The sequence below is a fragment of the Actinomadura luteofluorescens genome (assembly GCF_013409365.1).
Lineage (GTDB): Bacteria > Actinomycetota > Actinomycetes > Streptosporangiales > Streptosporangiaceae > Spirillospora > Spirillospora luteofluorescens.
The window spans coordinates 8,362,673-8,383,698 of record NZ_JACCBA010000001.1 but is presented as its reverse complement, the minus strand read 5'-3'; the positions used below and the strand labels follow the sequence as shown (position 1 = coordinate 8,383,698).

The following is a 21,026-nucleotide window of genomic DNA, read 5'->3' as shown; positions in this document are numbered from 1 at the left end:
TTGCCCAACGCCGAAACCGCAGCGATGTCCGAGCCGCTCGCCCCGCCGTGGGGCTGGCGCGGTCCAGGTACCGGACGCGCCGCGCACGTCGAAGCCGCCCCGGAGTTCCAGGCCACCACCAGCCAAGTCTGCGGTCTGTACCCATTCACCGCCGGCTCAGGAACACCCACCGCCGGAACCCCGATCGGACGCCACCAGCTCTGGGGCGAGGTCGTCTGCCTCGACCCGCTGGCCTGGCTCCGCGAAGGCCTGGTCACCAACCCGGGCATGTTCGTCCTCGGCCAACCCGGCACCGGAAAATCCACCCTCGTCAAGCGCCTGGTCACCGGCGCCGTCGCCACCGGCACCACACCGATCATCCTCGGCGACACCAAACCCGACTACACCCTGCTGGTCGAGTACCTGGGCGGCCAAGTCATCCGCGTCGGCCGCGGTTTCGACCGCATCAACCCTCTCGACGCCGGCCCTCTGGACCAGGCACGGCAACGCCTCAGCAGCGCAGACGCCGAAACTCTGCGGTGGGAAGTGCGGTCTCGACGGCTCTCCCTGCTGCTGGCGCTGGCGACGCTCGTCCGCGAAGCCCGCATCACCAATGCCGAGGAAGTCGTCCTCGGCCGCGCCATCGACCTCCTCGACGAGCGCCTGGCCCACGACCCCACCGTCGTGGACGTCCTGCGCATCCTGGAACAAGGCCCCGACGAGCTGCGCTCAGCAACCCGCACCGACTCCGCCGAGTCCTACCGTGCCCAGACCCGCGACCTGGTCTTCACCCTCGACCTCCTCATCTCCGGATCGCTCGCCGGCGTCTTCGACTCCCCCACCACCCGCCCGCTGAACCTGGACGCACCAGCGATCAGCGTCGACATCTCCCGCGTGCGAGCCGCCGGCGACAAACTGCTCACGGCCGCAATGCTGTGCACCTGGGCCTACGCCTTCGGCATGGTCGACGCCGCCACCGCCCTCGCCGACCTCGGCGCCGCCCCACGCCGCTCCTACCTGGGCGTCATGGACGAACTCTGGCGGGCGCTGCGCGGCGCCCCCGGCCTGGTCGAGCACGCCGACGCCCTGACCCGCCTCAACCGCGCCAAAGGCATCGCCTCCATCATGATCACCCACTCGCTCGCCGACCTGGACGCCCTGGCCACCGAGGAAGACCGCGCCAAGGCCAAGGGCTTCGCCGACCGCTCCGCCATCACCGTTTTGGCCGGGCTCCCGCCACGCGAACTGGCTCGCGTCCACGAGATCACCCCGCTCACGGGCCCCGAACAGCGCCTGGTCACCTCCTGGTCGGCACCCGACTCCTGGCAGCCTGGTGCCCGCCACCCCGGGCGCGGCAAGTACCTCATCAAGACCGGCGAACGCCTCGGCATCCCCGTCGAACTCTCCCTCGTCGGCCCCGAAACCGACCTCTACGACACCGACCAGGCCATCCGGGGTGTTGGATGACACGGGCGCTGGGGCCGCGGGCGTCGCTGTGGCATTCCAACGCGGGTGCCGGATGGCTGGTGCTGGCCGCCTGCTGGACGCCCATCGTCGTGCTGTGGGTCGTGTGGATCGCTGCCAAGGTGTGTGCAGTCGCGACGGGCGGGACGGTCATGCCCTTCGGCTCCGATTTCGCGGTCGCCCTCACCAAAGGCCAGACCGACACTACGTGGCCGGGAACACCGACACCGCTGGTCCTTCTCATCCTCGCGCTCCTGGTTACCGCGCTGATGAGCGGCGCCTGGGTGGTCTGCTCGCGCATAGCTGCGCGCCTGCCCCAGCCTGGAGATGCTGTCGCCGCGCTCGCCGACAACCCGGGCCTGAGCGCCCTTCAACCCGACGCGACCGCACGCAAGGCCATCGCGCTGAGACGTTCGCTCGCCAAGTTCGCCCCAGAAGAGCTGGACCGGGACGACATTGGCCTCGTCCTGGGCGACGTCCTTCTCCCCGGCGAACGTTCCGGCCAGACGTTGTTCGCCTCGTTCGAGGACACCGTGGTCGCGTTCATGGCGCCGCGGTCGGGCAAGACGACCACCCAGTCGATCCCGCACGCCCTCTCGGCGCCGGGCCCCGTCATCGCGACCAGCAATAAAGCCGATCTATGGTCAGCGATCGCCACCGTCCGCGCCAAGCGCACCGGCGGGAAGATCTGGCTGTTCGATCCGCAGCACATCACCTATCAGCCGCAAGACTGGTGGTGGAACCCGCTCGCTGGCCTGTCCACCGTCGAGGATGCCCACCGGCTCGCCGGGCACTTCGTCCTCACCGTCGACGACGGCCAGAAGAAAGACCTGTGGGGGCCCGCCGCGCAAGACCTGCTGTGCGCCTTGTTCCTGGCCGCCGCGACCTCCGGCCGCTCACTCCACCACGTAGCGCAGTGGCTGGACGAGCCAGCCGTCCCCACGCCGATCGAGCTGCTTCAGAAGGCCGGCTTCCAGCTCATGGCCTCCTCACTCAAAGGCACGCAGAACGGGGCCGTTGAGACGCGGGACGGCATCTACCAGACCGCTCGGACGGCGGCCAAGGCACTGCGCGACCAGGAAATCCTTGCCTGGGTAACCCCCGACCGCGACCTGCCGGTCTTCGACCCGGACGCGTTCGCGAGCTCCCGCGACACGCTGTATCTGCTGTCGAAGTCGCTCTCGGCGGCGGCTCCGCTGATCGCCGCGCTCACCGACACCACCATGCGCGCCGCCGAGCGCCGCGCCGAACAAGCTGGCGGACGCCTGGACCCGCCGCTCATCGTCACGCTGGACGAGGCCGCCAACATCTGCCGCATCGCCGACCTCCCGCAGCTCTACTCCCACCTCGGCTCGCGCGGCATCATCCCGGTCACCATCCTGCAGAGCTACGAGCAGGGCGTCACCGTCTGGGGCGAGCCTGGTATGGCCGCCCTGTGGGGCGCCGCAACCCGCAAACTCATCGGCGCCGGCATCGACTCGCCCCGCCTCGTCCGCGACCTGGCGACCCTCATCGGCCAGCACGACGTGCCCGTCCGGTCCATCACCTACAGCGAGGGACGCGCCAGCGAGCAGATTTCGCTGCGCCGCCAGGACATCCTCGAAGCCGCCGACATCCGCGCCCTGCCCACCGGCACCGCGCTACTGCTCGCGACGGGCACCAAACCCGCCCTCATCCGCCTGCGCCCCTGGTACGCCGGACCACACGCCGCAGCCATCAACCAGGCGATCAAGACCGCCGACGTTGCCATCGCCGATGCCGCCCGCCGCCATTACCACCGCGGCATCAACTGATCCCCCCGTCCGAGAAAGGCCCTTGCATGCACACCTCGAAGGCTCTGGAGGCTCCATGTCTCACCCCGAGTCCCACCCCGACACGCCACGCACGAACGACCAGCGTCTCAAGCCGCTGTATCCGGATGTCACCGCCTGGGTGACCCAGCACTTCGTCCCGATGTACCGGCGTACCCTCGGCGGCGAATTCCGCTGGTGCGCCGAATGGTGGCGGCACGGCGAAGCCATCTCACGCCTCACCGCCCTGTGGTTCTCCTGGGAGGCGATGCGGCTCCAGGGCGCCACCGGCATGGCCCTGTGGTACCGCGACCACCTCGACCACCAGATCCCCGTCTTGCTGGGACCGCGCGGCCCCTTCTACCAGTGCACCGAGAACGAGCATCTGGCCCCGCACCAGGCACGCATCATCCCGGTCCCCGCCTGGTGGCTGGGCGTCGACCAGGACGACCTCGCCGCGGCGGACGCATGAACTCGACTCGCACGCTGCGAACCGCTGGCAGGAGGCCCGTATGACTGGACGCATGGCCGCCGCTGCCCTGGCGCTGGAAGCCTACGAACAGCACCTGTTCGGGGATCTCGCCCATGGGCACCACAACGACCACGCAGAAGCCGAAGGGCTTGTGCACGCCCTGGTCGTCGACCTCATCACCTACGGCGAGAGCAACCACCTGGACGTCGTCGACCTCCTGGACGCCCTCGTCCAAGCCCGCATCGACCGCGGCGGGGCCCTCATCAACCCTCGCTACAGCTTCCGCCTCAACACCGAAGTCCAGTTCCGCGACCGAGGCGCCGACGAGCACCGCGGCTTCATCACCGAACTGAAGTCACCCGGCTCCAGGCAGGACGCCGAATGCGTCCTGCGCGTCCCGGGGCTCATCGACCCGCAGCACACCATCACCTCGCAGCTTCAACCGGCTATCCGGCTGGTCCCTGTGCGGACTCGTACCTGCGGAATCGTCTTCTCCGCACTGGAGGCCGAAGACACCATCATCGAGATCCTCGGTGGCCTGACGAGCAAGCCGGACACCGCTCCTGCTCCTGAGGTGCTCGCGGATCTGGACGAGCTGGCCACCGCCCTGGCCACCTGGTCCGGCACGACTCCCCAAGGGGTCCTGCACCACCTCCGCTACCAGGCGAGACTCTCCCCGCCATTGTCGGATCACCGCTCACCAGCCGCTCGCCGCGCCGCAGCAGCATTCCCGAACGGCATCGCCGCCAGCCTGGCCGGCGAGCAGCTCACCACGTCAGCGGCCCACCGGCCCAAGCCGCCAGACCCGAACCCGCCTCTCCGCTTTAGGTGATCGGCCCTACCCGCTCAGTTATCCGGAGGTACTAGATGCGCGAACATGAAGAGGCAGTCGCCAACGCGCTCGACACCTACCAGCGGCAAGTCCTGCCCGACAAACTTCCCAGCCACCGGGCCGACCCGTTGCTGGCCGAGTTGCTCAGCAAGTCGCTCCTCGATCAACTCGTCCGCTACGCCGAGCGCCGGGACCTGAAAGTGAACGACACCTTGGCTCTGCTTCATCAGGAACGACTCGACCGCGGCGGGCGCGCCCACGACCCGGTCGAACGCTTCCGGCTCGCAAGCGAAGTCCAGTTCCGGCAAGAGCCCACCGCCACAGGGGCCAAGCCGCGGTTTCCGCTATGGCGCGGCTTCATCACCGCACTGGCAGCCTCACCAAACGGTGGCGCACAGTGCACGGTCCGCGTGCCGGGCATCCACCAAGGTCTACACGTCACCGCATCCGAGCTGGAACCGGCCGATCCGTTTCCGCCACTCTCCACCCGAACGGCTGGTGTCGTCGTCAGTGCCCGGGGAGCCGAGTCGACGATCATCGACATTGGCGTCCGGCTCAAGCGCGCCGCTGCCAGCGGCCTCGTCGCCGACGAGCAGGCGCTCACCGACCTCGCACAGCTGACCATGAGACTGGGGACCTGGTCCGGCGGCCAGCCCGACGCAATCATGCGTCACCTCCACGACCGCATACTGGCCGCCGTTCAGAAGCCGTCCCAGCCAGGACGAGGACGACCTGCAGCGCGGCTGTCCGCAAGCGAGTTCCCCCAGGGCCCGACTCCCTCGCCGTCACCCGACCAACCGCCCAGCACAAGGCCCAGCCCAGACAACCGGCACAACCCACGCAAGCACCACCCCTAAGACCCACCGGCGCCTCCCATGCCACCTAACTCGAACCCTTGGAGGCCATATGGCCGAAGCCGGCGCCGAAGAGTTCGCCGAGTTCGGAGCCGCAGCCTTGGACTCCTTCCAGGCCCTCTTCGAGGAGACCGAGCATCTCGACCATCGCAGCAACGACGTACACGCCCGAGAGCTCCTCGGCGACCTGCTGATCGATCTGATGCACTACGCCCAGCACCGCGGGCTGGAGTTCAACGACGTCCTCGCCCAAGCCAACGGTCACTACCTCAGCGAACGCAACAGCTCCAACGTCTACGCCATCGGCTCGGTCGTCCAGCTCGAAGGGCCGGCCGCCGACGAGGCAGCTCTGCTCGGTCGACCGACCAGGGGCGGCGTCACCGGAATCTACGTCCCTCATGACGGTCCTACCGAGTACTACGTTCGTTTCCTGGGCGAACCCGGCAGCCACAGCATCCTCGCCACCGAACTGGCAGGAGCGCCGACCTTCCCGGACACATCCACCACAAAGGGCATTATCAGTGACCCCTTCTTGGCTGAAGGCGCCCTCGTCGAGGTGATGACCCAGATCGCGCGAGCCGACCTCAACGGCGTCCCACCGAACCAGGACGACCTCAACGATCGCCATGTCCTGCTGGATGCCCTCGTGGCCTGGAACGGCATGGACACTCGTGACGTCACCGACCTGCTCCTGGCTCAGGTGGAACAACGACTCACCACGTCCCAGGTCGAGATCCCAGTCGCGGACACAGCGCTCAGCCCCGGCCGACTCGCAGCACAGGACTTCCCGATACCGCTGGAGCAAGGACTCGCAGAGCACCGCCCTGGCACCCGCACAACTCCTCACCCCACCGCCTCCGCCAGCAGGCGCACCGACCGCCATCGATAGGGCCGCCGCCACCTGCGGAAACTCATCGCGAGACGCGCTTCCATCGTTGGCCTATTGATCATGAGCAACGATGGCTGTTGTCAGTGCTTTTAGACACACGCCTTGGAGATGGGCGTCAACAACCTGGAGGTTCCGCTGAAGTACTTCTTCGACTACGCCGCCCGCCAGATCAAGACGGCCGACTCAATCCCCGCGCTCCTCGCAGCCGCATTCATGGGCATGGAACTGATCGAGCGCGCCACCACCGTCCTGGCCCAGACCGCACCCGAGGACGCCTACCAAACCGCACTCGCCGAGGCGAGCGACGCTTGGTGGGCCCTGGTCGACGCTCCCACCCTCACCTGGCCAGACCGCGCTATCTCAGACACCGACGTATCAGACCTCGCCGAATCCATCGCCGCCTTGGTGATGGTCGTGGCCGAAGCCATCCTCAACGTCGCTTCCAAAACCACCGACCCAGCCGATCGAGTGGCCTGTCTGAGAGCCGCCCACCACGCCGGCAACGTTCACGCGGCAATGAAGTAGGACCCGTGCCTCACTACACCAAGCGCATCGACCGCGCCACCCACGCCCTGACCGCCTACGAACAGGAGGCCTTCCCAGGCAAGCCTTCGCTTCTGCAACGCGACCCCTTCTATACCGAGGCCTTGCTGGCAGCGCTGGTCTGCGATCTGGAGCACTACGCCAACCACCACGGCATCAGCTTCTCCGGCGTCGTCAGCACTGGCCGCGCCCTTAACGCCGAAGAGGCCTCCGAGGACGCCCCCTACAAGCCTGGCGACCAGGTACGCCTCACTCGCCAGTACAACTACTGCGGAACCGTCATCGGCTGGCAAACCACAGGCTCCGACAACGAGACCTCCTACCTCGTCACGATCCCCGGCATCCCCTACATCTATGCCGAGGCGGCCACGCACCTTGAACCCGCGCCTGCGTTCCCACCGACCGAGACAATCCTCGGCACCGTGCGCTATCCCGACCAAGCCGAACAGCTGTACTTCAACATCGCCAAGCAGCTTCCGAACGCTCCTGAGGCAACCCGCCTCAAGCTAGAAAACGACCGCCAGCGGCTGCTGGCCGCATTGAGCTCCTGGAGCGGAATCTCCGGGTCCCGGATCCACAACGAACTCGCCCCGCGCCCGACCGCGGCCAGATTCCAACAGCCCGATACCCGTGCAGCCGCCGCGGACTTCCCCACCGACATCAACCACAGACTCACCGCAGCGCCACCGGACGCACCCGACCACAAGCAGCCGCCTCCCTCGGCCCAGGGCTCAACTCCCACCGCATAACCACCCGGCTGGAGCATCCCAAGGCTCCGAATAGCCCATCGCATCGCCGCTGCAATCAAAACCGTGCCGCCGCCGCCCGGTCGGCACACGGGCCAACCCAGCCGTCCACCCGGAGGACACCGCAATGACGAACGAACGCCAGCACCAGGACGTCCGCCAAAGCTGGTTCACCGAACTCCTCAACAGCGCCCTCAACGACCTCGCCCACGCCGAACGCGTCATCACCGCCTACGCCGCCCAATCACCCGACGGCTTCATCGCCTGGGGCATGGCCGAGGGTGAAGCCGTCCAAGCCCACCAGGCACTTCGCCAAGCCCCATCCCTGCGCGCAAAGCTTCCCGCCGACCACACCGGCCAGAACGCGACCGCTGACGCCCTGTTCGACCTCGCCCGAAAGACCTCCCAGAGCCTCGTCCGGGCCGCGGAACTGGCCAGCGACCCCGACGACAAACTGGCCTGCCTCCAAGCCGCCCTGCACGCCGGACGCCTACGCGACGCACTCCGGTAGCCGCCCATGGCCACGTTCGGGGAGATGACCGCACTCGCCAACGAACACCTCACCGACCTCCGAAACCAGCTCCACCTGGCGCGCTTCGAAAGAGACATCCGCAGTCGCACCGCCGTGCCCGAACTGGCACGCCTCGCCCACGTCCTCGCCCGCTACCACAACGAGATCGCTGACGGCTTCGGCGTCCCTGACCCGACCGGTGCCGGCGTAAGGGTCGGCGCCCGCCGCGCCAGCAACCTCATCAAGCAAGCCGAACACCTCCTCGGCCCACACCCAGACACCGAAACCCCACGGTCGGCCCTGGCTCAAAAACTCCGCGCCACCTCGATCGCTCTGGGCTGCGGTCTGGACCTGCTGTCCACCCACTTCTCCGCAACCCATGACCATGCGACCTCGGCGACCGCAAGCGTGATCGCGTCTGCTGACAGCGCCCGCTCGCTCCTGCGACAGCTCAGCGTTCACACGTCCACCGTCGGGCATCTTGCCAGGCGCACTCCAACGCCCACCAACGAGGCCGGCGTTCTGCTCTTAAAGGCCGCGCTCCTCTCCCACATCTACAGCGAGAACCAGACCTCACCGCCCATCACCGCCGTACAGCCCCTGCACACGCCGGGCCGCATCCCCCCTGCGGTCGGCGAAGACCTCACACAAGCCCTCGCCGGCATTGGCGCCAGCATCCAACGGCTAAGCAACCCGCAAACCAGTACCTCGGTAACCACCTGGCGCTACCTCGCGCGAGCAGCCGCCATCATCTGCGACCTCGACTCGAAAACCGTCCACCAACTGATCCACCGAATCAACGAACTGAACGAATATGACCGCCTACCCGCCCTCAAGCAGGCCGCAACAGACATCCAACGAACTGGTCGCACTTGGAGAACCATCATCCGGCGCTGGGACGAGCACATCGGCCACTACGGCCACCCCGCCAACGGTCCGGCCACCGACGCCAGCGACCTCATCATCCGCCTGGGGCCGCCTCATACACGCCGACCCGGCGTGGACACCAAGCCCTCATTCATCCAGCCGACTAAAACCACCCCACGAACTCGCCCCCGACCTCCACCACGCAGCCGCCCTCGCCGTAACCACCCTTAAAACCATCGAAGCCTGCAACAACCTCGCCGCACACCACCACGCCGCGATCAACGACGCAGCCACAATAGGCGCAGTGAACCGACACAAGAAATACCCAACCCACCTACCACGCGTGCCAGGATCAGTGCGCGAACTATCAACCCGCTACGACGCCGCCAAAACCAAAGGCAGTCAGGCAATCACAACACTAGCCCAAGCAATTCAAGACCTCACCTCCCCGCACTCCGTCCCGCAGGAAGTATGCCTAATAATCCGTCGAGCGACCAATTTCCACGAGCAAAACCAGCCCAAGCTGGCCGCAGTCGACTTCCCAGCCCCACTCGCCAGGACTCTCACCAGCTCGAACAACTGCATGAACGTTTCAACCAACCCCCCTTCTTCACAAGTTAAGCGAGACTATGGGCACCCAAGATGGTGACATAGGCCTACCACCGCCCCGCGAACCAGAAGCCGTGGAGATACATTAATTAGCCGCAGGAAATGATTTACCCGAAACGAACAAGACAGGCCGCACAACAGCACCAAATCACCGGACGCCGATTAGGCCACCAGGTACCACTAACCCCGTTCCCGCCGGTCAGCACGAAGGGGGCCACGGTCATGGAAGGTTCACCAGTGCGGGTCTGGCGGCAACCAAGGCGCCGTGCAACATGGCAGCATCCCCACGTCTGCGGTGAGCGGTAGGCGGCGGACCGACTCGTTCGTGGCAGGTAGGGACCATCGCCCGCGTCCGCGGGGAGGACAGCCGATGCACTGCCCATCTGGTTCTCCTTCGGAGACCATCCCCGCGTGCGCGGGGAGCACGGCGTCATCAGCGGGGTCTCAGCGGTGAGCGTGGGACCAACCCCGCGTGCGCGGGGAGCACCGAGTCCCGGCCGAGCGACTTCGATCTGACGTGGGACCATCCCCACGTGCGCGGCGAGCACTAGCCGAACCGGACCCCCTTGGAGGAGTCGGCGGGACCATCCCCGCGTGCGCGGGGAGCACCCTGCGTCCGCTGGGGGTGTCGTGGCATGTCGGGGACCATCCCCGCGTGCGCGGGGAGCACCTGGAGTGGTCCGACCTTGCCGAGGGCTTCCCGGGACCCTCCCCGCGTGCGCGGGGAGCACAGCATCCACCCGCTCGCCGTCGGCGTGCTGGTGGGACCATCCCCGCGTGCGCGGGGAGCACAAAAAGGCCCGGTGGTCGCGGGCTGACCTGATGTTCGGGACCATCCCCGCGTGCGCGGGGAGCACCCCTTGACCGGCAGTTCGTTGACCGAGCCGGTGGGACCATCCCCGCGTGCGCGGGGAGCACACGCTGCTCGGTGTGGGTCAACGGGCCTCCTCGGGACCATCCCCGCGTGCGCGGGGAGCACTCTAAGAGCAACGGGCATTGCTGGGTTCTCGCGGGACCATCCCCGCGTGCGCGGGGAGCACGTAGGACCACCATGGTTTCTGAGCCTGCTCTCGGGCCCATCCCCGCGTGCGCGGGGAGCACGCTTCGGCGCTGCTGGTGGCGGGGGCGTGCGTGGGACCATCCCCGCGTGCGCGGGGAGCACAACTCCTTGGCGAGGTCGGCAGTCGCCGCGGTGGGACCATCCCCGCGTGCGCGGGGAGCACTGACCGAGGCCGCCGGCACCAACGCCCTGGCCGGGACCATCCCCGCGTGCGCGGGGAGCACTCCCCTGATCTCCATTACCGGGGGGTCCTTTCGGGACCATCCCCGCGTGCGCGGGGAGCACTGGCAGCGGCTCACCACGCTGGCCGAGCAGGAGGGACCATCCCCGCGTGCGCGGGGAGCACAAGACGCGCGTGTCCGACGGCGCGATCGCCCAGGGACCATCCCCGCGTGCGCGGGGAGCACCGGGGGGGCGGTCCGCTTCTTTGTTCGTCGTCGAGGACCATCCCCGCGTGCGCGGGGAGCACAGGGACCATCCGATGCGCACAACCCTACGACTGGGACCATCCCCGCGTGCGCGGGGAGCACACTCCGCGACCTGGGCTCTTAGCGTGGTGCGGGCCTGGTTTCGAGCACTTCTAAACAAACGGACATACAGGACTTTCCGCGAGTTGCGTGGCGTCAATGGAGTTGCCTGCGCCGACTGCATCGGGCCAGCGCTCACAGGTCCCGCGGCTGGCACATTCACTCGGTTCCGGCGGAGCTGACGCAGCAGTGCGATGATCTTCATGGTACGCGGTGGCCCATGGTCGGGGTATCAACTCGTGCCATCGGGGGTGGCCGGATCGTCCTAGGTCAGCCCGCGATCACCGGGCCTTTTCGCTCCCCGCGCACGCGGGAATGGTCCATTGTCACCACTTATTGCCGCTTTCTACTCCCGTGCTCCCCGCGCACGCGAGATGGCAAGTCGACGCGCGCGGCGCCGACTGTTGGGCTTCCGGTGCGCTCGGGCGCGGGCATAGTTCTGAGCCATTGACACGTGCCTCGCCCGCATTGTCAGTGCGGCTGCGGCTGATCATCAAAGGTCATTAGTTCCCTCTGTTGATAGCGGCGATACAGGCGGGCCAGGGCGTCGAGCGGGAGTAGGGGCCACCGGGTGACGGTGCCAGTGGACTTGTCGATGACCAGGGTCATGGCAGTCTCGACGGTCGGGATCGGGGGTGGTTCAGGGATCGGAACCGAGATAGGGATGGCCTGGTAGCCGTCCTCGAATTCTCGAATGTGGATGAGGATCGGGACGTCGCCGCGGTGGGGCAGGCGGAGGTGGGCGCGGCGCCAAGCCTCGGCAGTGTCCAGGGGATGTGAGGTAGCTGGTGTTAGAGAGTTCGCGCAGAGTGGGGCGAGGTAGAGGTCAGCACCAGGGACCCCTGTCGGCTGGCTACCGTCGTTGCAGGTTGGCTTCGCGATTTCTAGCGCTGTTGTCAGCGCTTGCGCAGTGGAGCAGACCAGGTCTTGGGCCTGGCGGAGGAAGTCGAGAGTGGGGGCGTCGAGTTGATTGGCGGCGTCTGGGCGAGCGAGGAGGCGATCGATGGCGGTGCGGTCGGCTCGCTCGGCGAGAATCCGGGTCTTCTCGGCGCTTCGCCGCAGTAGAGCAAGGCGGTCGGCTTCGGTAGGCATAGGTACTGGTCCTGGGTGCTGTTGTGGGCCGGGGACGCGGCGAACCGGGGGTGGCGCCGCATCCCCGGCGTTGGGTCCCCAGGCGGTCGGGCTGCTCGAGCTATCAGGCAGGGGATACCGAGGGGTGAGTTTCGTGATGGCTGGTGATGCGCTCGGCGGTCTCTTGGAGGTCGATCAGTGATTGGCGGGTGTAGCGGTGACCGTCGTGCCAGGTGAACGTCTTGGACCCGATCCAGATGCTCAGGCTTCGGGTGCTGAGGACGGTGGCTCCGCTGTCTTCCCTGCGGTAGGAGGTCGAAATGCCGCGGGCTTTGAGTGCGTCGGAGAGCTGACATGCCGCCAGCGTCGGCGTAGGAGCTTGATCGATCATCTGCCAGGGGGTTGGTAATGCGAGGGTGAACCAGACACACTTGCCGGGCGCCGCGGTGAGGCGTGACCGGGTGAGGTGGGTCCCGGTGCCGGCGGAGACGGCCGCGACGATGGAGAGCCCCTTGCCGTGCTCATCGAGCAGCTCGGCGTCGCGGATGACTGGCCAGGTCTCTCGCTGTGTGTCGAAGATCGAGACGACCAGTTCAGGAGTGGGACAGATGCGTGCCCAGATCCAGAGTTCCTGCTCCGCCGCGCTGACGCGCCCGGTCGGGGACGCATAGGTGTAGGCATTGGTAGCTAGCTCGGACACTGCGAGTTCACCGTCCTCGATCTGATCTGAGGCGAAGCCCAGCGGGCGCATTGTCGCAGCGAGGAGAGAGCGTGCCTGGGAGGCGGTACTCGCGTCACTGGGGAGGCGGAAAGCGCACGCTCCGCCGGCTGGGATGTCGGTCGGTTCGCCCGTCAGCACCTGTCTCTCCCCCTTTCAAGCCAAGGGTTGGAGTGACCGTCTCGGCCCCAGTCGGTGGCTCCGGTCCCCTCCCGACCGGGAATCGGTTGAGCGTCAGAAGCTTCACGAGCCACGAGCGGGGTTGAGCTGTGGTGGGAGGCGTGACGGGAGGGCGGCCGTAGCCGGTGATGCTCCGGCGTAAGGGGCGCCATGGTCGCGAGATATCGACTCAGGTCCTCCGGCGAGCTCTGCTCGATCAGCCGAGGCTCGCCGTTCTCGGTACGGACCAAGGCCCAGTAATTGCCTGTGTACGCACCGAACCAGATCGCGGTGTGAGGGTACCGATGGCCGAGTTCGGCGACAGCCTGGGCCGGGCCTCGATCAACCGTCCTGTATGGCACGGACGCCGTGAACCGAACAGACGTATGGCCATGGCGCCGTCCGCCGTCAGGCCCGTTTTTCGTGGCGTGAGCGATCACCGGGCCGGGTGTTGTATTCGTTCGATCATGCATGGGTCGGAGGACCTCCACTGTTCGATCAAGGCCGCGGCGGATGATGCCCGCACCGCGTCCGAGGTCGCATCACTCTCGCTGAGGGCTTCAGCCGGATTCGACCGGAAAAGATCAGCGGGATCGGCTTCTTCAGATTTGATTCAGTCGCTCTGCGTGGTTGGCCGAACACAGCACAGCATGCACCTGGAATCTGTGCCGCACAAGTGTGCCGACCAAAGTAAGGACAGCTTGTCTCTTTTGTCAGAGACGTCCCTACAGGCCTGTGGGAGGTTAGAGCTTCAGGGGCCGGAGGGGACTTGCGCCGTATAACTTGTGCCAGGCATGAAAGGAGAGCTCCATGCCGCAACCGCGGGTCACGACAGTACGTATGCGCCGACTCGGCACCGAGCTTCGCAAGTTGAGGGAGAGCGCCGGATACACGATCGAGCAGGTCGCTGAACACCTTGAGTGCTCACCCTCACGGGTGAGTCGGATCGAGACCGGCAAGGCACAGCCGCCCAAACAGCGCGAGCTTCGCGACCTGCTGGAGTTGTTCGGCGCGTCCGATGCCCGGATTCAGGACGCCCTCCTCCAACTTGCTCGGGAAGCGGCACAGCCGGGTTGGTACAGCGAATTCCAGGACGTCTTCCCGCCGCACTTCGGCTCCTACATCGGCCTGGAGAGCGAAGCCACTGAGCTGCGGCATTTCGACAACCAACTCGTCCACGGCCTACTGCAAACACCCGAGTACGCACGTGAGGTGTTACGGACAACTCTGCCTGGCGAGGCGCCCAAGACCATCGACCGACTCCTGGAGCTCCGCCTCGCCCGGCAACAGCTCCTCGAGCGTGCCTTCCCGCGGTTCTCCCTATGGGTGATCCTTGACGAGAACGTACTGCGCAGGCAGATCGGGGCCCCTCAGGTGATGCGTGAGCAGATACACCGGCTCCTCGAAGCGATCAAGACTCCCAACGTCACTTTGCAGGTCCTACCCTTCGCTAAGGGCGCGCACGTCGGGCTCGACGGGCCGTTCTCGCTACTCGGCTTTCCCGAACCCACCGACCCGGACGTCGTATACGTCGAGAGTCAGGCCGGCAACGCCTACCTGGAGCAACCGCATCAAGTGAACCGCATGAACACCAAGTTCAACCTGCTGGTGGCATCGGCACTCGACCCCCGTGAAACGGCGTCCTTCCTGCGCAGAGTCGAAGAGGAGATTCAATGACTAACCAGCCCCCCTCCCCCCTCCCCTGGCGCAAGGCGACCGCCAGCCAGGGCAGCCAGGGCTGCGTCGAACTCGCTCCCCTCCACGGAGGTATCGCTGTCCGCGACTCCAAGGACCCCGACGGTCCGGTGTTTCTTCTGAACCGCGATGGGTGGCGCCAACTGGCCAAGATGGCTAGCCACGGAAAGCTCGACCTCTAGCGCCAGCGCATACAGAGAGCACCGTAACTCGTCCGCATAGGGTGACCACGTTCCGCAAAGTCCGCGCCACCAGGTGCCTGTCGTGCTGATCCCGTGCCGGGCCTCTAGGAGCGGGTCGCGTCGTCCAGTAGGAGGTGGTCGCCGTCCCGGTAAAGGCTTTGATCCGGACGAGACGGCTGACCGGAAGCTGGTAACGCTCTTCGTAGACCGTCAGGTAGTCGACGACGTGGGCGGCGGGCGGGTTGCGGAGGTGCTGTGAGGGCGGCATCGGCCAGCCGGGCAGGGAGCTGCAGTGGCGGCGGGAAGAGTCGAAGCGAGTCTTAGGCGTGCGGCCAAGCCCCGCCAGGCTGGTCCGGGGCATAGAAGATGACAAGTCCAGTTCGGCGCGACGGACGTAGTGACCGACGGCGAATCCGGGGCGGAGTGAGACGAGGATGGGGGTCACGCCTGCTCTGGCGCGGCCTTCAGTTCGGCGGTGAGTTTCTCGATGCGGCCCCGGATCTCGTCGCGGATGGGGCGGACGGCGTCGACGCCTTGGCCGGCGGGGTCGTCGAGCTGCCAGTCGAGGTAGCGCTTGCCGGGGAAAACCGGGCAGGTATCGCCGCAGCCCATGGTGATGACGACGTCTGAGGCCTGGACGGCGTCGATAGTGAGGACCTTGGGGATCTCGGTGGAGATGTCGATGCCCTCTTCCGCCATGGCTTGGACGACGGCGGGGTTCACCTGGTCGGCGGGCTCAGACCCAGCGGAGCGGACTTCGACCCGGTCGCCGGCGAGGTGAGTGAGGTAGGCGGCGGCCATTTGGGAGCGTCCGGCATTGTGGACGCAGACGAACAGCACACTGGGCTTGTCAGGCATCAAGGCTCCGTTGCGGGTCGAGGGTGGTGAGCAGGTCGGTGACGAGCAGGTCGATTTCGTCGCGGATGCGGCGGATCTCGTATAGGGGCTGGCCGGCAGGGTCAGGGATGCTCCAGTCCAGGTAGCGGACGCCGGGTAGGAAGGCACACGCCCCGCCGCAGCCCAGCGTGATGACCAGGTCGGCGGCGCCGACCAGCTCGTCGGTCAGCGGCTTGGGGAACTCGGCGGACAGATCCACGCCGATCTCGGCCATGACCTCGACGACGGCCAGTTCCAGTTCGGCCTTCGGTGCCGTGCCTGCCGAACGTGCATGCACACGGCCTTGTCCGCGGGCTATGGCGAGCGCCGCCGCCATCTGGGAGCGTCCGGCGTTGGCGTCGCAGACGAACAGCACCTCGGGGGCCGGTTTGGCGAATCGGCCGTCGGCCTGGGCAAGGGCGGTGAGCCGCTCGGTGGCGAACCGCTCGGCCAGGACCACCAGGTGAGCGCCGATGCGCGAGGTGGAGTGCAGCTGCTGGTAGGAGTCGATGACCAGACGCTTCACGGTGTCGACGGAGACCAACCCATGGGAGCGGGCGGCCAGTCGCACGGCGATGCGGTCGAAGACGGCGCGGTCGACGGTCGCGCTCATCGTCGGCTCTCCAGCCGTTCGGGCGCCTTGGAGAAGCGGCGACGCAGCCAGAGCGAGACGTAGACGAGCCCGACCAGCACAGGTACCTCGATCAGCGGCCCGACGACGCCCGACAGGGCTTGGCCGGAGGTAACGCCGAAGGTTCCGATCGCGACCGCGATGGCCAGCTCGAAGTTGTTCCCGGCGGCGGTGAACGCCAGGGTCGCGGTGCGCGGGTAGGACAGCCGGACGCCCCGGCCCAAGGCGAACGCCCCGCCCCACATCAACGCGAAGTAGACCAGCAGCGGGACCGCGATCCGGGCGACGTCGCCCGGCTGGGACGTGATCGTCTTTCCCTGCAGGGCGAACAGGATCACGATGGTGAACAGCAGCCCGTACAGCGCGACCGGGCCGATGCGGGGAAGGAACCGCGACTCGTACCATTCGCGGCCGCGAGCCTTCTCGCCGAAACGCCGGGTGAGGTAGCCGGCCAGCAGCGGGACGCCGAGGAACACCAGCACGTTCACCACGATCTTGCCGGTGGAGAAGTGCAGGTCATTGGTGTCCAGTCCGAGCCAGCCCGGCAGGACCTGCAGGTAGAACCAGCCGAGCACCCCGAACGCGACGACCTGGAACACCGAGTTCAGCGCGACCAGCACCGCCGCGGCCTCCCGGTCGCCGCAAGCCAGGTCATTCCAGATGATGACCATCGCGATGCAGCGCGCGAGCCCGACGATGATCAATCCCGTGCGGTACTCGGGCAGGTCGGGCAGGAAGATCCAGGCCAGCGCGAACATCACGGCGGGTCCGACCAGCCAGTTCAACACCAGCGAAGAGACCATCAGACGGCGGTCGCCGGTGACGGTGTCGAGCCGGTCGTAGCGCACCTTGGCCAGCACCGGATACATCATCACCAGCAACCCGAGCGCGATCGGCAGCGAAATTCCGCCCGCCTCGACCTTACTCAGGGCGTCATCGAGTCCGGGAACGGCCCGTCCGAGGCCGAGGCCGATCGCCATCGCCATGATGATCCACACCGGCAGGAAGCGGTCCAGAGTCGACAGCCCTGCCACGACCTTGGGCTCGTTGTGATCGGCGGTGGCGTGCTCCGATTCGATGCTGGTCAAGTGCAGGGCCTCTTCCGCTGTTCGAGATTGGCCAGTCGTGCCGCCTCGGCCAGGCGAGTCAGCTGGACGGCCAGGCCGTCCAGGGCCTCTGGGCGCAGCCGGTAGTAGGTGAAGCGGCCACACGGCTCGGTGTCCACCAGCCCTGCCTCGCGAAGCGCGCGCAGGTGGTTGGAGATGTTGGTCTGCCTGGCCCCGGTCTCCTCGACCAGGTGGCAGGTGCACAGCGCCTCGCCGGCGAGCAACGAAACGATCCGTGCTCGCAACGGGTCTGCGAGCAGTCGCAGCACATCATTATCAACTGACATCATCACAAACTGATACGTTAGCAGGCGCTGACCTCCACAAGCACTCGCGTTCGGTGAGGGAGGTTCCTGAGCTGAACTGCGCGTCGCTCGGTTCAGGCCTGTGGCCCTCACCGTCGACACTTGGTCAGGAGGTGGTGCGGCGCGTGGTCTGGTCGCGCAGATCGTCTGGCTTTGCACCAGGAACACTGCCGGTGGCCAGGGCGGCGGCGAGGACTGCGGTGGCCGCGAGTGCGGTGAACAAGGTGGGGTAGCCGCCCAGGGCGACGGCCAGAGCGGCGCCGGCGGCGGGGGCGATGGCGCCGGCGATGGTGACTGGTGCGGCCATGACGCCCGACAGGGACCCGTAGACGGCTGTGCCCCACCGGTCAGAGACAGCGGTTGCCTGCAGAAGCGTGGCGATGCCTCGTGTGGTGCCGCCCAGGACGGCGACGGCGATGAGCAGTGGCACAGGGCCGGGCAGCACCGCGAGTGCGGTGGTGGTGACGGCCGAGCCGGCCAGGATGCAGACGGTGCGGGTGCGGACGCCGAGGCGGCGGGTCAGGGTGGCGTAGCCAAGGCGTCCGGCGACTTGGCCTATGCCACCGAGGCCGAGCGCCCAAGCGGCGACACTGCTGGAGGCGCCGCGCGAGGTGAGCAGCGGGATGAGGTTGGTGAGCACGGCGTACATGGAGAACGCCGACAGGGTGAGCGCAGCGGTCATCAGAAGGAACGGTGAGCTACGCACCACCGTGCTCACCTGGTCGCGTCCGATCCTGGAGGAGCGGTCGGTGTCAGGCACGTGAGGTGGTGGCCATGGACGGCGCAGGGCGAAGTAGTGCAGGGGGATGGTCACGACGGCAAGGACGACGGCGAGGACCAGGTAGACGGTTCGCCAGGACATCTCCGCTGCAAGGGCATTGGTCAGGGGTGCGAAGACGGTGCTGGCGAGCCCGGCGACAAGGGTCAGGGTGGTCAGCGCCCCGAGGTGACGGGGTGCGTAGTAGCGGGTGAGCGCGGCGAAGGCGGGTTGGTAGAGCACGGCGCTCATAGCTGCACCGGCCAGCATCCACGCGGCGACGAACCAGAACAGGTTCGGGGCTGCGGCCATGCCGAGGACCGCCAGCACGCCCAGTAGGGAGCCTCCGGTCATGAGCAGCCGGGGGCCGTGCCGGTCGAGCGCTCGCCCGATGGGAATGCCGCCGAGGGCTGCCAGGACGAGTGCGACGGAGAACGCCGCGGTGATGGCACCGGTCGACCAGCCGGTGTCGTGATTGATGTCAGGGGCCAGGACGGGAAAGGCGTAGTAGAGGATGCCCCAGCTCGTGATTTCGGTGACGCACAGCGCGATCAGAGGGACGCGGGTGACCGCACCGTTGGCGGTGGCGCTGCTCGGGCTGCTGGGAGCGGTGGTGTCGGTGCCGGCAACGGGATCGTCCGTCGTCGGCACCGGCTCTGGCGTCGATGGTTCGTGAGGCACCGGTCAGTTGTCGTCGCGTTCGGTCTCGCCGGAGTAGCCGTGGACGCTTCCGGTCGCGAACCCCAATCCGGCGGGAGCGCCGATGCCGATGGTGACTGGCTCGGGCGCCGATCCACCGCAGCACGAGCCGCCTCCCGCTTCGCCTGCTGTGACCGCGGCCGGTGTCTCGGCGGGCTCGGTGTCGCAGGAGGTGCCGCAGCCATCGCCCGCAGCGGCGCCGGGCAGCTGGTCCTCAGTGATGAGGTTAGTGGAGCAGACGCCGGTTTCGGGGAGGTCGAGCTCGACGGCGTCGGCCGCGGCACGGTCTCCAGCGAGCGCGGCGACGACGGAGCGGACCTGCTCGTATCCGGTGGCCATTAGGAAAGTCGGGGCGCGGCCGTAGCTCTTCATCCCAACCAGGTAGAAACCAGTCTCGGGATGGGCGAGGTCGCGTTCGCCGTGCGGCGGAACGGTGCCGCAAGAGTGGAAGTTGGGGTCGATCATCGGCGCGAGCCGCACGGGCGCCTGGGTGGCCGGGTCGAGTTCAACCCGGACTTCGCGGAGCATGTCCAGGTCAGGACGGAAACCGGTGGCCGCCACCAGGGCGTCGGCCTCAATGACGCGCTCGCCGTCCGGGGTCACGCCGATGACCTTCACAGGACCGGCAGCCGGGCCGGCGTTGGGGCTGGCGAAGCCGGTGATGGTGAAGCTGCGCACCAGTTCGATCTCGCCGCCTTCCACAGCGGCCTTGAGACGGGTGCCGAGCGCGCCACGGGCGGGGAGGCCGTCGGCGTCGCCGCCGCCGTACAAGCGGGCGACCGAGGCGCTGCGCACCGCCCAAGTGATGCGGGTGCCGGGAGCGGTCTTGGCGAGTTCGGCGAGAGACAGCAGCGTGTTGGCGGCCGAGTGGCCCATGCCGACTACGAGGGTGTGCTTGCCAGCGAAACGGTCGCGGTCACGGCTCAGCACGTCCGGCAGCGGTCCGGTCAGGTAGGGGCCGGCCTGGTCCTCGCCGGGAGCTGGGAGGCCGGAGTGGCCGAGCGGGTTGCTGCGGCCCCAGGTGCCCGAGGCGTCGATGACGGCGCGGGCGGTCAGGTCGGTGACGGTGCCATCCGGATCGATGGTGCGGACGAGCAGCGGCTGCTCGTCGCGTCCGACGGTGCGGGTCACGTCCACGCCCTGGCGGGCCACCGCGACCACGCGGGTGCCGGTGCGGATCCGGACGGCCAGCTCGGGCACCTCCGCCAAGGGCGTCAGGTAGTCGCGGACCAGCTCGGCGCCGGTCGGCAGCGTTTCCGGATCGGGCAACGTCCACCCGGTGGGCTCCAGGAGACGTCGTGCGGCGGCGTCAGTGTCGTACCGCCACGGTGAGAACAGCCGGACGTGCCCCCAGTCGGAGATCGCCGCCCCGACGCTGTCGCCTGCCTCCAGCACGAGGAATTCCAGCCCGCGTTCGGCCAGATGCGCGGCGGCGGCGAGGCCCACCGGCCCTGCACCGATGACCACCACAGGCAGGTCATGGGCGCCGTCCTGGTCGTTGACGCAGCCGCAGCCGGCATCGGTCTTCGCTTCGAGCACGGTGATCGCCGGGTCCAGGGACTGCTCGGTGTCACTGCAGCAGCTGCTGACACCGCAGCAGCTACCTGCGGCGTCGCCGTCGGCAGGCCGCGGAGCCTCGGTGCTCTCGCTCATCAGTTCTCCTCGCTGCGTTGCGTGGTCGTCA

Annotated in this window: 20 protein-coding genes and 1 CRISPR repeat array; of the genes, 12 read left to right on the top strand and 8 right to left on the bottom strand. The window is 67.5% G+C overall.

Features of this window, described 5'->3' with window-relative positions:
• From BJY14_RS38640 to BJY14_RS38595, 10 genes are all read left to right on the top strand, one after another.
• Window positions 1-1,446: a putative type IV secretion/conjugal transfer ATPase gene (locus BJY14_RS38640; protein WP_246396273.1), complete on the top strand. Its 1,446-nt coding sequence runs from the start codon at window positions 1-3 to the stop codon at window positions 1,444-1,446.
• Window positions 1,443-3,236: a type IV secretory system conjugative DNA transfer family protein gene (locus tag BJY14_RS38635; RefSeq protein WP_179848123.1), complete on the top strand. Its 1,794-nt coding sequence runs from the start codon at window positions 1,443-1,445 to the stop codon at window positions 3,234-3,236. Before BJY14_RS38640 ends, BJY14_RS38635 begins: the two co-directional genes overlap by 4 nt.
• Window positions 3,237-3,291: 55 nt before the next feature.
• Window positions 3,292-3,705, top strand: a complete 414-nt coding sequence (locus BJY14_RS38630; protein ID WP_179848122.1) for a DUF4913 domain-containing protein — start codon at window positions 3,292-3,294, stop codon at window positions 3,703-3,705.
• A 40-nt stretch (window positions 3,706-3,745) separates the two neighbouring features.
• Window positions 3,746-4,537, top strand: coding sequence for a hypothetical protein (locus tag BJY14_RS38625; RefSeq protein ID WP_179848121.1), 792 nt, complete (start codon window positions 3,746-3,748; stop codon window positions 4,535-4,537).
• A gap of 35 nt (window positions 4,538-4,572) precedes the next feature.
• Window positions 4,573-5,394 carry a hypothetical protein gene (locus BJY14_RS38620; RefSeq protein ID WP_179848120.1) on the top strand — a complete coding sequence of 274 codons (822 nt, stop codon included), beginning with the start codon at window positions 4,573-4,575 and terminating at the stop codon, window positions 5,392-5,394.
• A gap of 49 nt (window positions 5,395-5,443) precedes the next feature.
• Window positions 5,444-6,280 carry a hypothetical protein gene (locus tag BJY14_RS38615; RefSeq protein WP_179848119.1) on the top strand — a complete coding sequence of 279 codons (837 nt, stop codon included), beginning with the start codon at window positions 5,444-5,446 and terminating at the stop codon, window positions 6,278-6,280.
• 102 nt (window positions 6,281-6,382) lie between these two features.
• Window positions 6,383-6,805, top strand: a complete 423-nt coding sequence (locus BJY14_RS38610; protein ID WP_179848118.1) for a hypothetical protein — start codon at window positions 6,383-6,385, stop codon at window positions 6,803-6,805.
• Window positions 6,806-6,810: 5 nt separating this feature from the next.
• The gene (locus BJY14_RS38605) at window positions 6,811-7,572 is read left to right on the top strand and encodes a hypothetical protein (RefSeq protein ID WP_179848117.1); all 762 of its coding nucleotides are present in this window, start codon (window positions 6,811-6,813) and stop codon (window positions 7,570-7,572) included.
• 124 nt (window positions 7,573-7,696) lie between these two features.
• A complete protein-coding gene (locus BJY14_RS38600) occupies window positions 7,697-8,080 on the top strand; it encodes a hypothetical protein (RefSeq protein ID WP_179848116.1) in 384 nt (127 codons plus the stop codon).
• 24 nt (window positions 8,081-8,104) lie between these two features.
• Window positions 8,105-9,178, top strand: coding sequence for a hypothetical protein (locus tag BJY14_RS38595; protein WP_179848115.1), 1,074 nt, complete (start codon window positions 8,105-8,107; stop codon window positions 9,176-9,178).
• Between the two features lie 775 nt (window positions 9,179-9,953).
• Window positions 9,954-11,146: direct repeats of the CRISPR family, unit length 29 nt; unit sequence GGGACCATCCCCGCGTGCGCGGGGAGCAC.
• 468 nt (window positions 11,147-11,614) lie between these two features.
• Here BJY14_RS38595 and BJY14_RS38590 read toward each other — a convergent pair.
• On the bottom strand, window positions 11,615-12,235 hold the full coding sequence (locus tag BJY14_RS38590; RefSeq protein ID WP_179848114.1) for an SUKH-4 family immunity protein: 621 nt from the start codon (window positions 12,233-12,235) through the stop codon (window positions 11,615-11,617).
• A 103-nt stretch (window positions 12,236-12,338) separates the two neighbouring features.
• Window positions 12,339-13,073 carry an ATP-binding protein gene (locus tag BJY14_RS38585; RefSeq protein WP_360576956.1) on the bottom strand — a complete coding sequence of 245 codons (735 nt, stop codon included), beginning with the start codon at window positions 13,071-13,073 and terminating at the stop codon, window positions 12,339-12,341.
• An 828-nt stretch (window positions 13,074-13,901) separates the two neighbouring features.
• Here BJY14_RS38585 and BJY14_RS38580 point away from each other — a divergent pair.
• Entirely contained in the window at window positions 13,902-14,768 is an 867-nt protein-coding gene (locus BJY14_RS38580; protein ID WP_179848112.1) for a helix-turn-helix domain-containing protein, read from the top strand.
• On the top strand, window positions 14,765-14,968 hold the full coding sequence (locus tag BJY14_RS38575; RefSeq protein WP_179848111.1) for a DUF397 domain-containing protein: 204 nt from the start codon (window positions 14,765-14,767) through the stop codon (window positions 14,966-14,968). The genes BJY14_RS38580 and BJY14_RS38575 overlap by 4 nt, the downstream gene beginning before the upstream one ends.
• Before the next feature lie 441 nt (window positions 14,969-15,409).
• Here the strand turns inward: BJY14_RS38575 and BJY14_RS38570 are convergent, their stop codons facing one another.
• From BJY14_RS38570 to BJY14_RS38545, 6 genes are all read right to left on the bottom strand, one after another.
• Entirely contained in the window at window positions 15,410-15,826 is a 417-nt protein-coding gene (locus tag BJY14_RS38570) for an arsenate reductase ArsC (protein ID WP_179848110.1), read from the bottom strand.
• On the bottom strand, window positions 15,819-16,457 hold the full coding sequence (locus BJY14_RS38565; RefSeq protein WP_179848109.1) for an arsenate reductase ArsC: 639 nt from the start codon (window positions 16,455-16,457) through the stop codon (window positions 15,819-15,821). The genes BJY14_RS38570 and BJY14_RS38565 overlap by 8 nt, the downstream gene beginning before the upstream one ends.
• On the bottom strand, window positions 16,454-17,461 hold the full coding sequence (gene arsB, locus BJY14_RS38560) for an ACR3 family arsenite efflux transporter (protein ID WP_218907516.1): 1,008 nt from the start codon (window positions 17,459-17,461) through the stop codon (window positions 16,454-16,456). The genes BJY14_RS38565 and arsB overlap by 4 nt, the downstream gene beginning before the upstream one ends.
• A 98-nt stretch (window positions 17,462-17,559) precedes the next feature.
• Complete coding sequence (locus BJY14_RS38555) at window positions 17,560-17,871, bottom strand: ArsR/SmtB family transcription factor (protein ID WP_246396272.1); 312 nt, start codon at window positions 17,869-17,871, stop codon at window positions 17,560-17,562.
• Window positions 17,872-17,992: 121 nt separating this feature from the next.
• Entirely contained in the window at window positions 17,993-19,294 is a 1,302-nt protein-coding gene (locus BJY14_RS38550; protein WP_312879636.1) for an MFS transporter, read from the bottom strand.
• A 33-nt stretch (window positions 19,295-19,327) separates the two neighbouring features.
• A complete protein-coding gene (locus tag BJY14_RS38545; RefSeq protein WP_179848107.1) occupies window positions 19,328-20,995 on the bottom strand; it encodes an FAD-dependent oxidoreductase in 1,668 nt (555 codons plus the stop codon).
• Window positions 20,996-21,026: the final 31 nt, after the last annotated feature.

What these genes read in the sequence shown, in the direction of transcription:
- BJY14_RS38635 (WP_179848123.1), top strand. Translation starts at nt 1,443, where the DNA reads ATGACACGGGCGCTGGGGCCGCGGGCGTCGCTGTGGCATTCCAACGCG.
- BJY14_RS38630 (WP_179848122.1), top strand. Translation starts at nt 3,292, where the DNA reads ATGTCTCACCCCGAGTCCCACCCCGACACGCCACGCACGAACGACCAG.
- BJY14_RS38625 (WP_179848121.1), top strand. Translation starts at nt 3,746, where the DNA reads ATGACTGGACGCATGGCCGCCGCTGCCCTGGCGCTGGAAGCCTACGAA.
- BJY14_RS38620 (WP_179848120.1), top strand. Translation starts at nt 4,573, where the DNA reads ATGCGCGAACATGAAGAGGCAGTCGCCAACGCGCTCGACACCTACCAG.
- BJY14_RS38615 (WP_179848119.1), top strand. Translation starts at nt 5,444, where the DNA reads ATGGCCGAAGCCGGCGCCGAAGAGTTCGCCGAGTTCGGAGCCGCAGCC.
- BJY14_RS38600 (WP_179848116.1), top strand. Translation starts at nt 7,697, where the DNA reads ATGACGAACGAACGCCAGCACCAGGACGTCCGCCAAAGCTGGTTCACC.
- BJY14_RS38595 (WP_179848115.1), top strand. Translation starts at nt 8,105, where the DNA reads ATGACCGCACTCGCCAACGAACACCTCACCGACCTCCGAAACCAGCTC.
- BJY14_RS38590 (WP_179848114.1), bottom strand. Translation starts at nt 12,235, where the DNA reads ATGCCTACCGAAGCCGACCGCCTTGCTCTACTGCGGCGAAGCGCCGAG.
- BJY14_RS38580 (WP_179848112.1), top strand. Translation starts at nt 13,902, where the DNA reads ATGCCGCAACCGCGGGTCACGACAGTACGTATGCGCCGACTCGGCACC.
- BJY14_RS38575 (WP_179848111.1), top strand. Translation starts at nt 14,765, where the DNA reads ATGACTAACCAGCCCCCCTCCCCCCTCCCCTGGCGCAAGGCGACCGCC.
- BJY14_RS38570 (WP_179848110.1), bottom strand. Translation starts at nt 15,826, where the DNA reads ATGCCTGACAAGCCCAGTGTGCTGTTCGTCTGCGTCCACAATGCCGGA.
- BJY14_RS38565 (WP_179848109.1), bottom strand. Translation starts at nt 16,457, where the DNA reads ATGAGCGCGACCGTCGACCGCGCCGTCTTCGACCGCATCGCCGTGCGA.
- arsB (WP_218907516.1), bottom strand. Translation starts at nt 17,461, where the DNA reads ATGGCGATGGCGATCGGCCTCGGCCTCGGACGGGCCGTTCCCGGACTC.
- BJY14_RS38555 (WP_246396272.1), bottom strand. Translation starts at nt 17,871, where the DNA reads ATGATGTCAGTTGATAATGATGTGCTGCGACTGCTCGCAGACCCGTTG.
- BJY14_RS38545 (WP_179848107.1), bottom strand. Translation starts at nt 20,995, where the DNA reads ATGAGCGAGAGCACCGAGGCTCCGCGGCCTGCCGACGGCGACGCCGCA.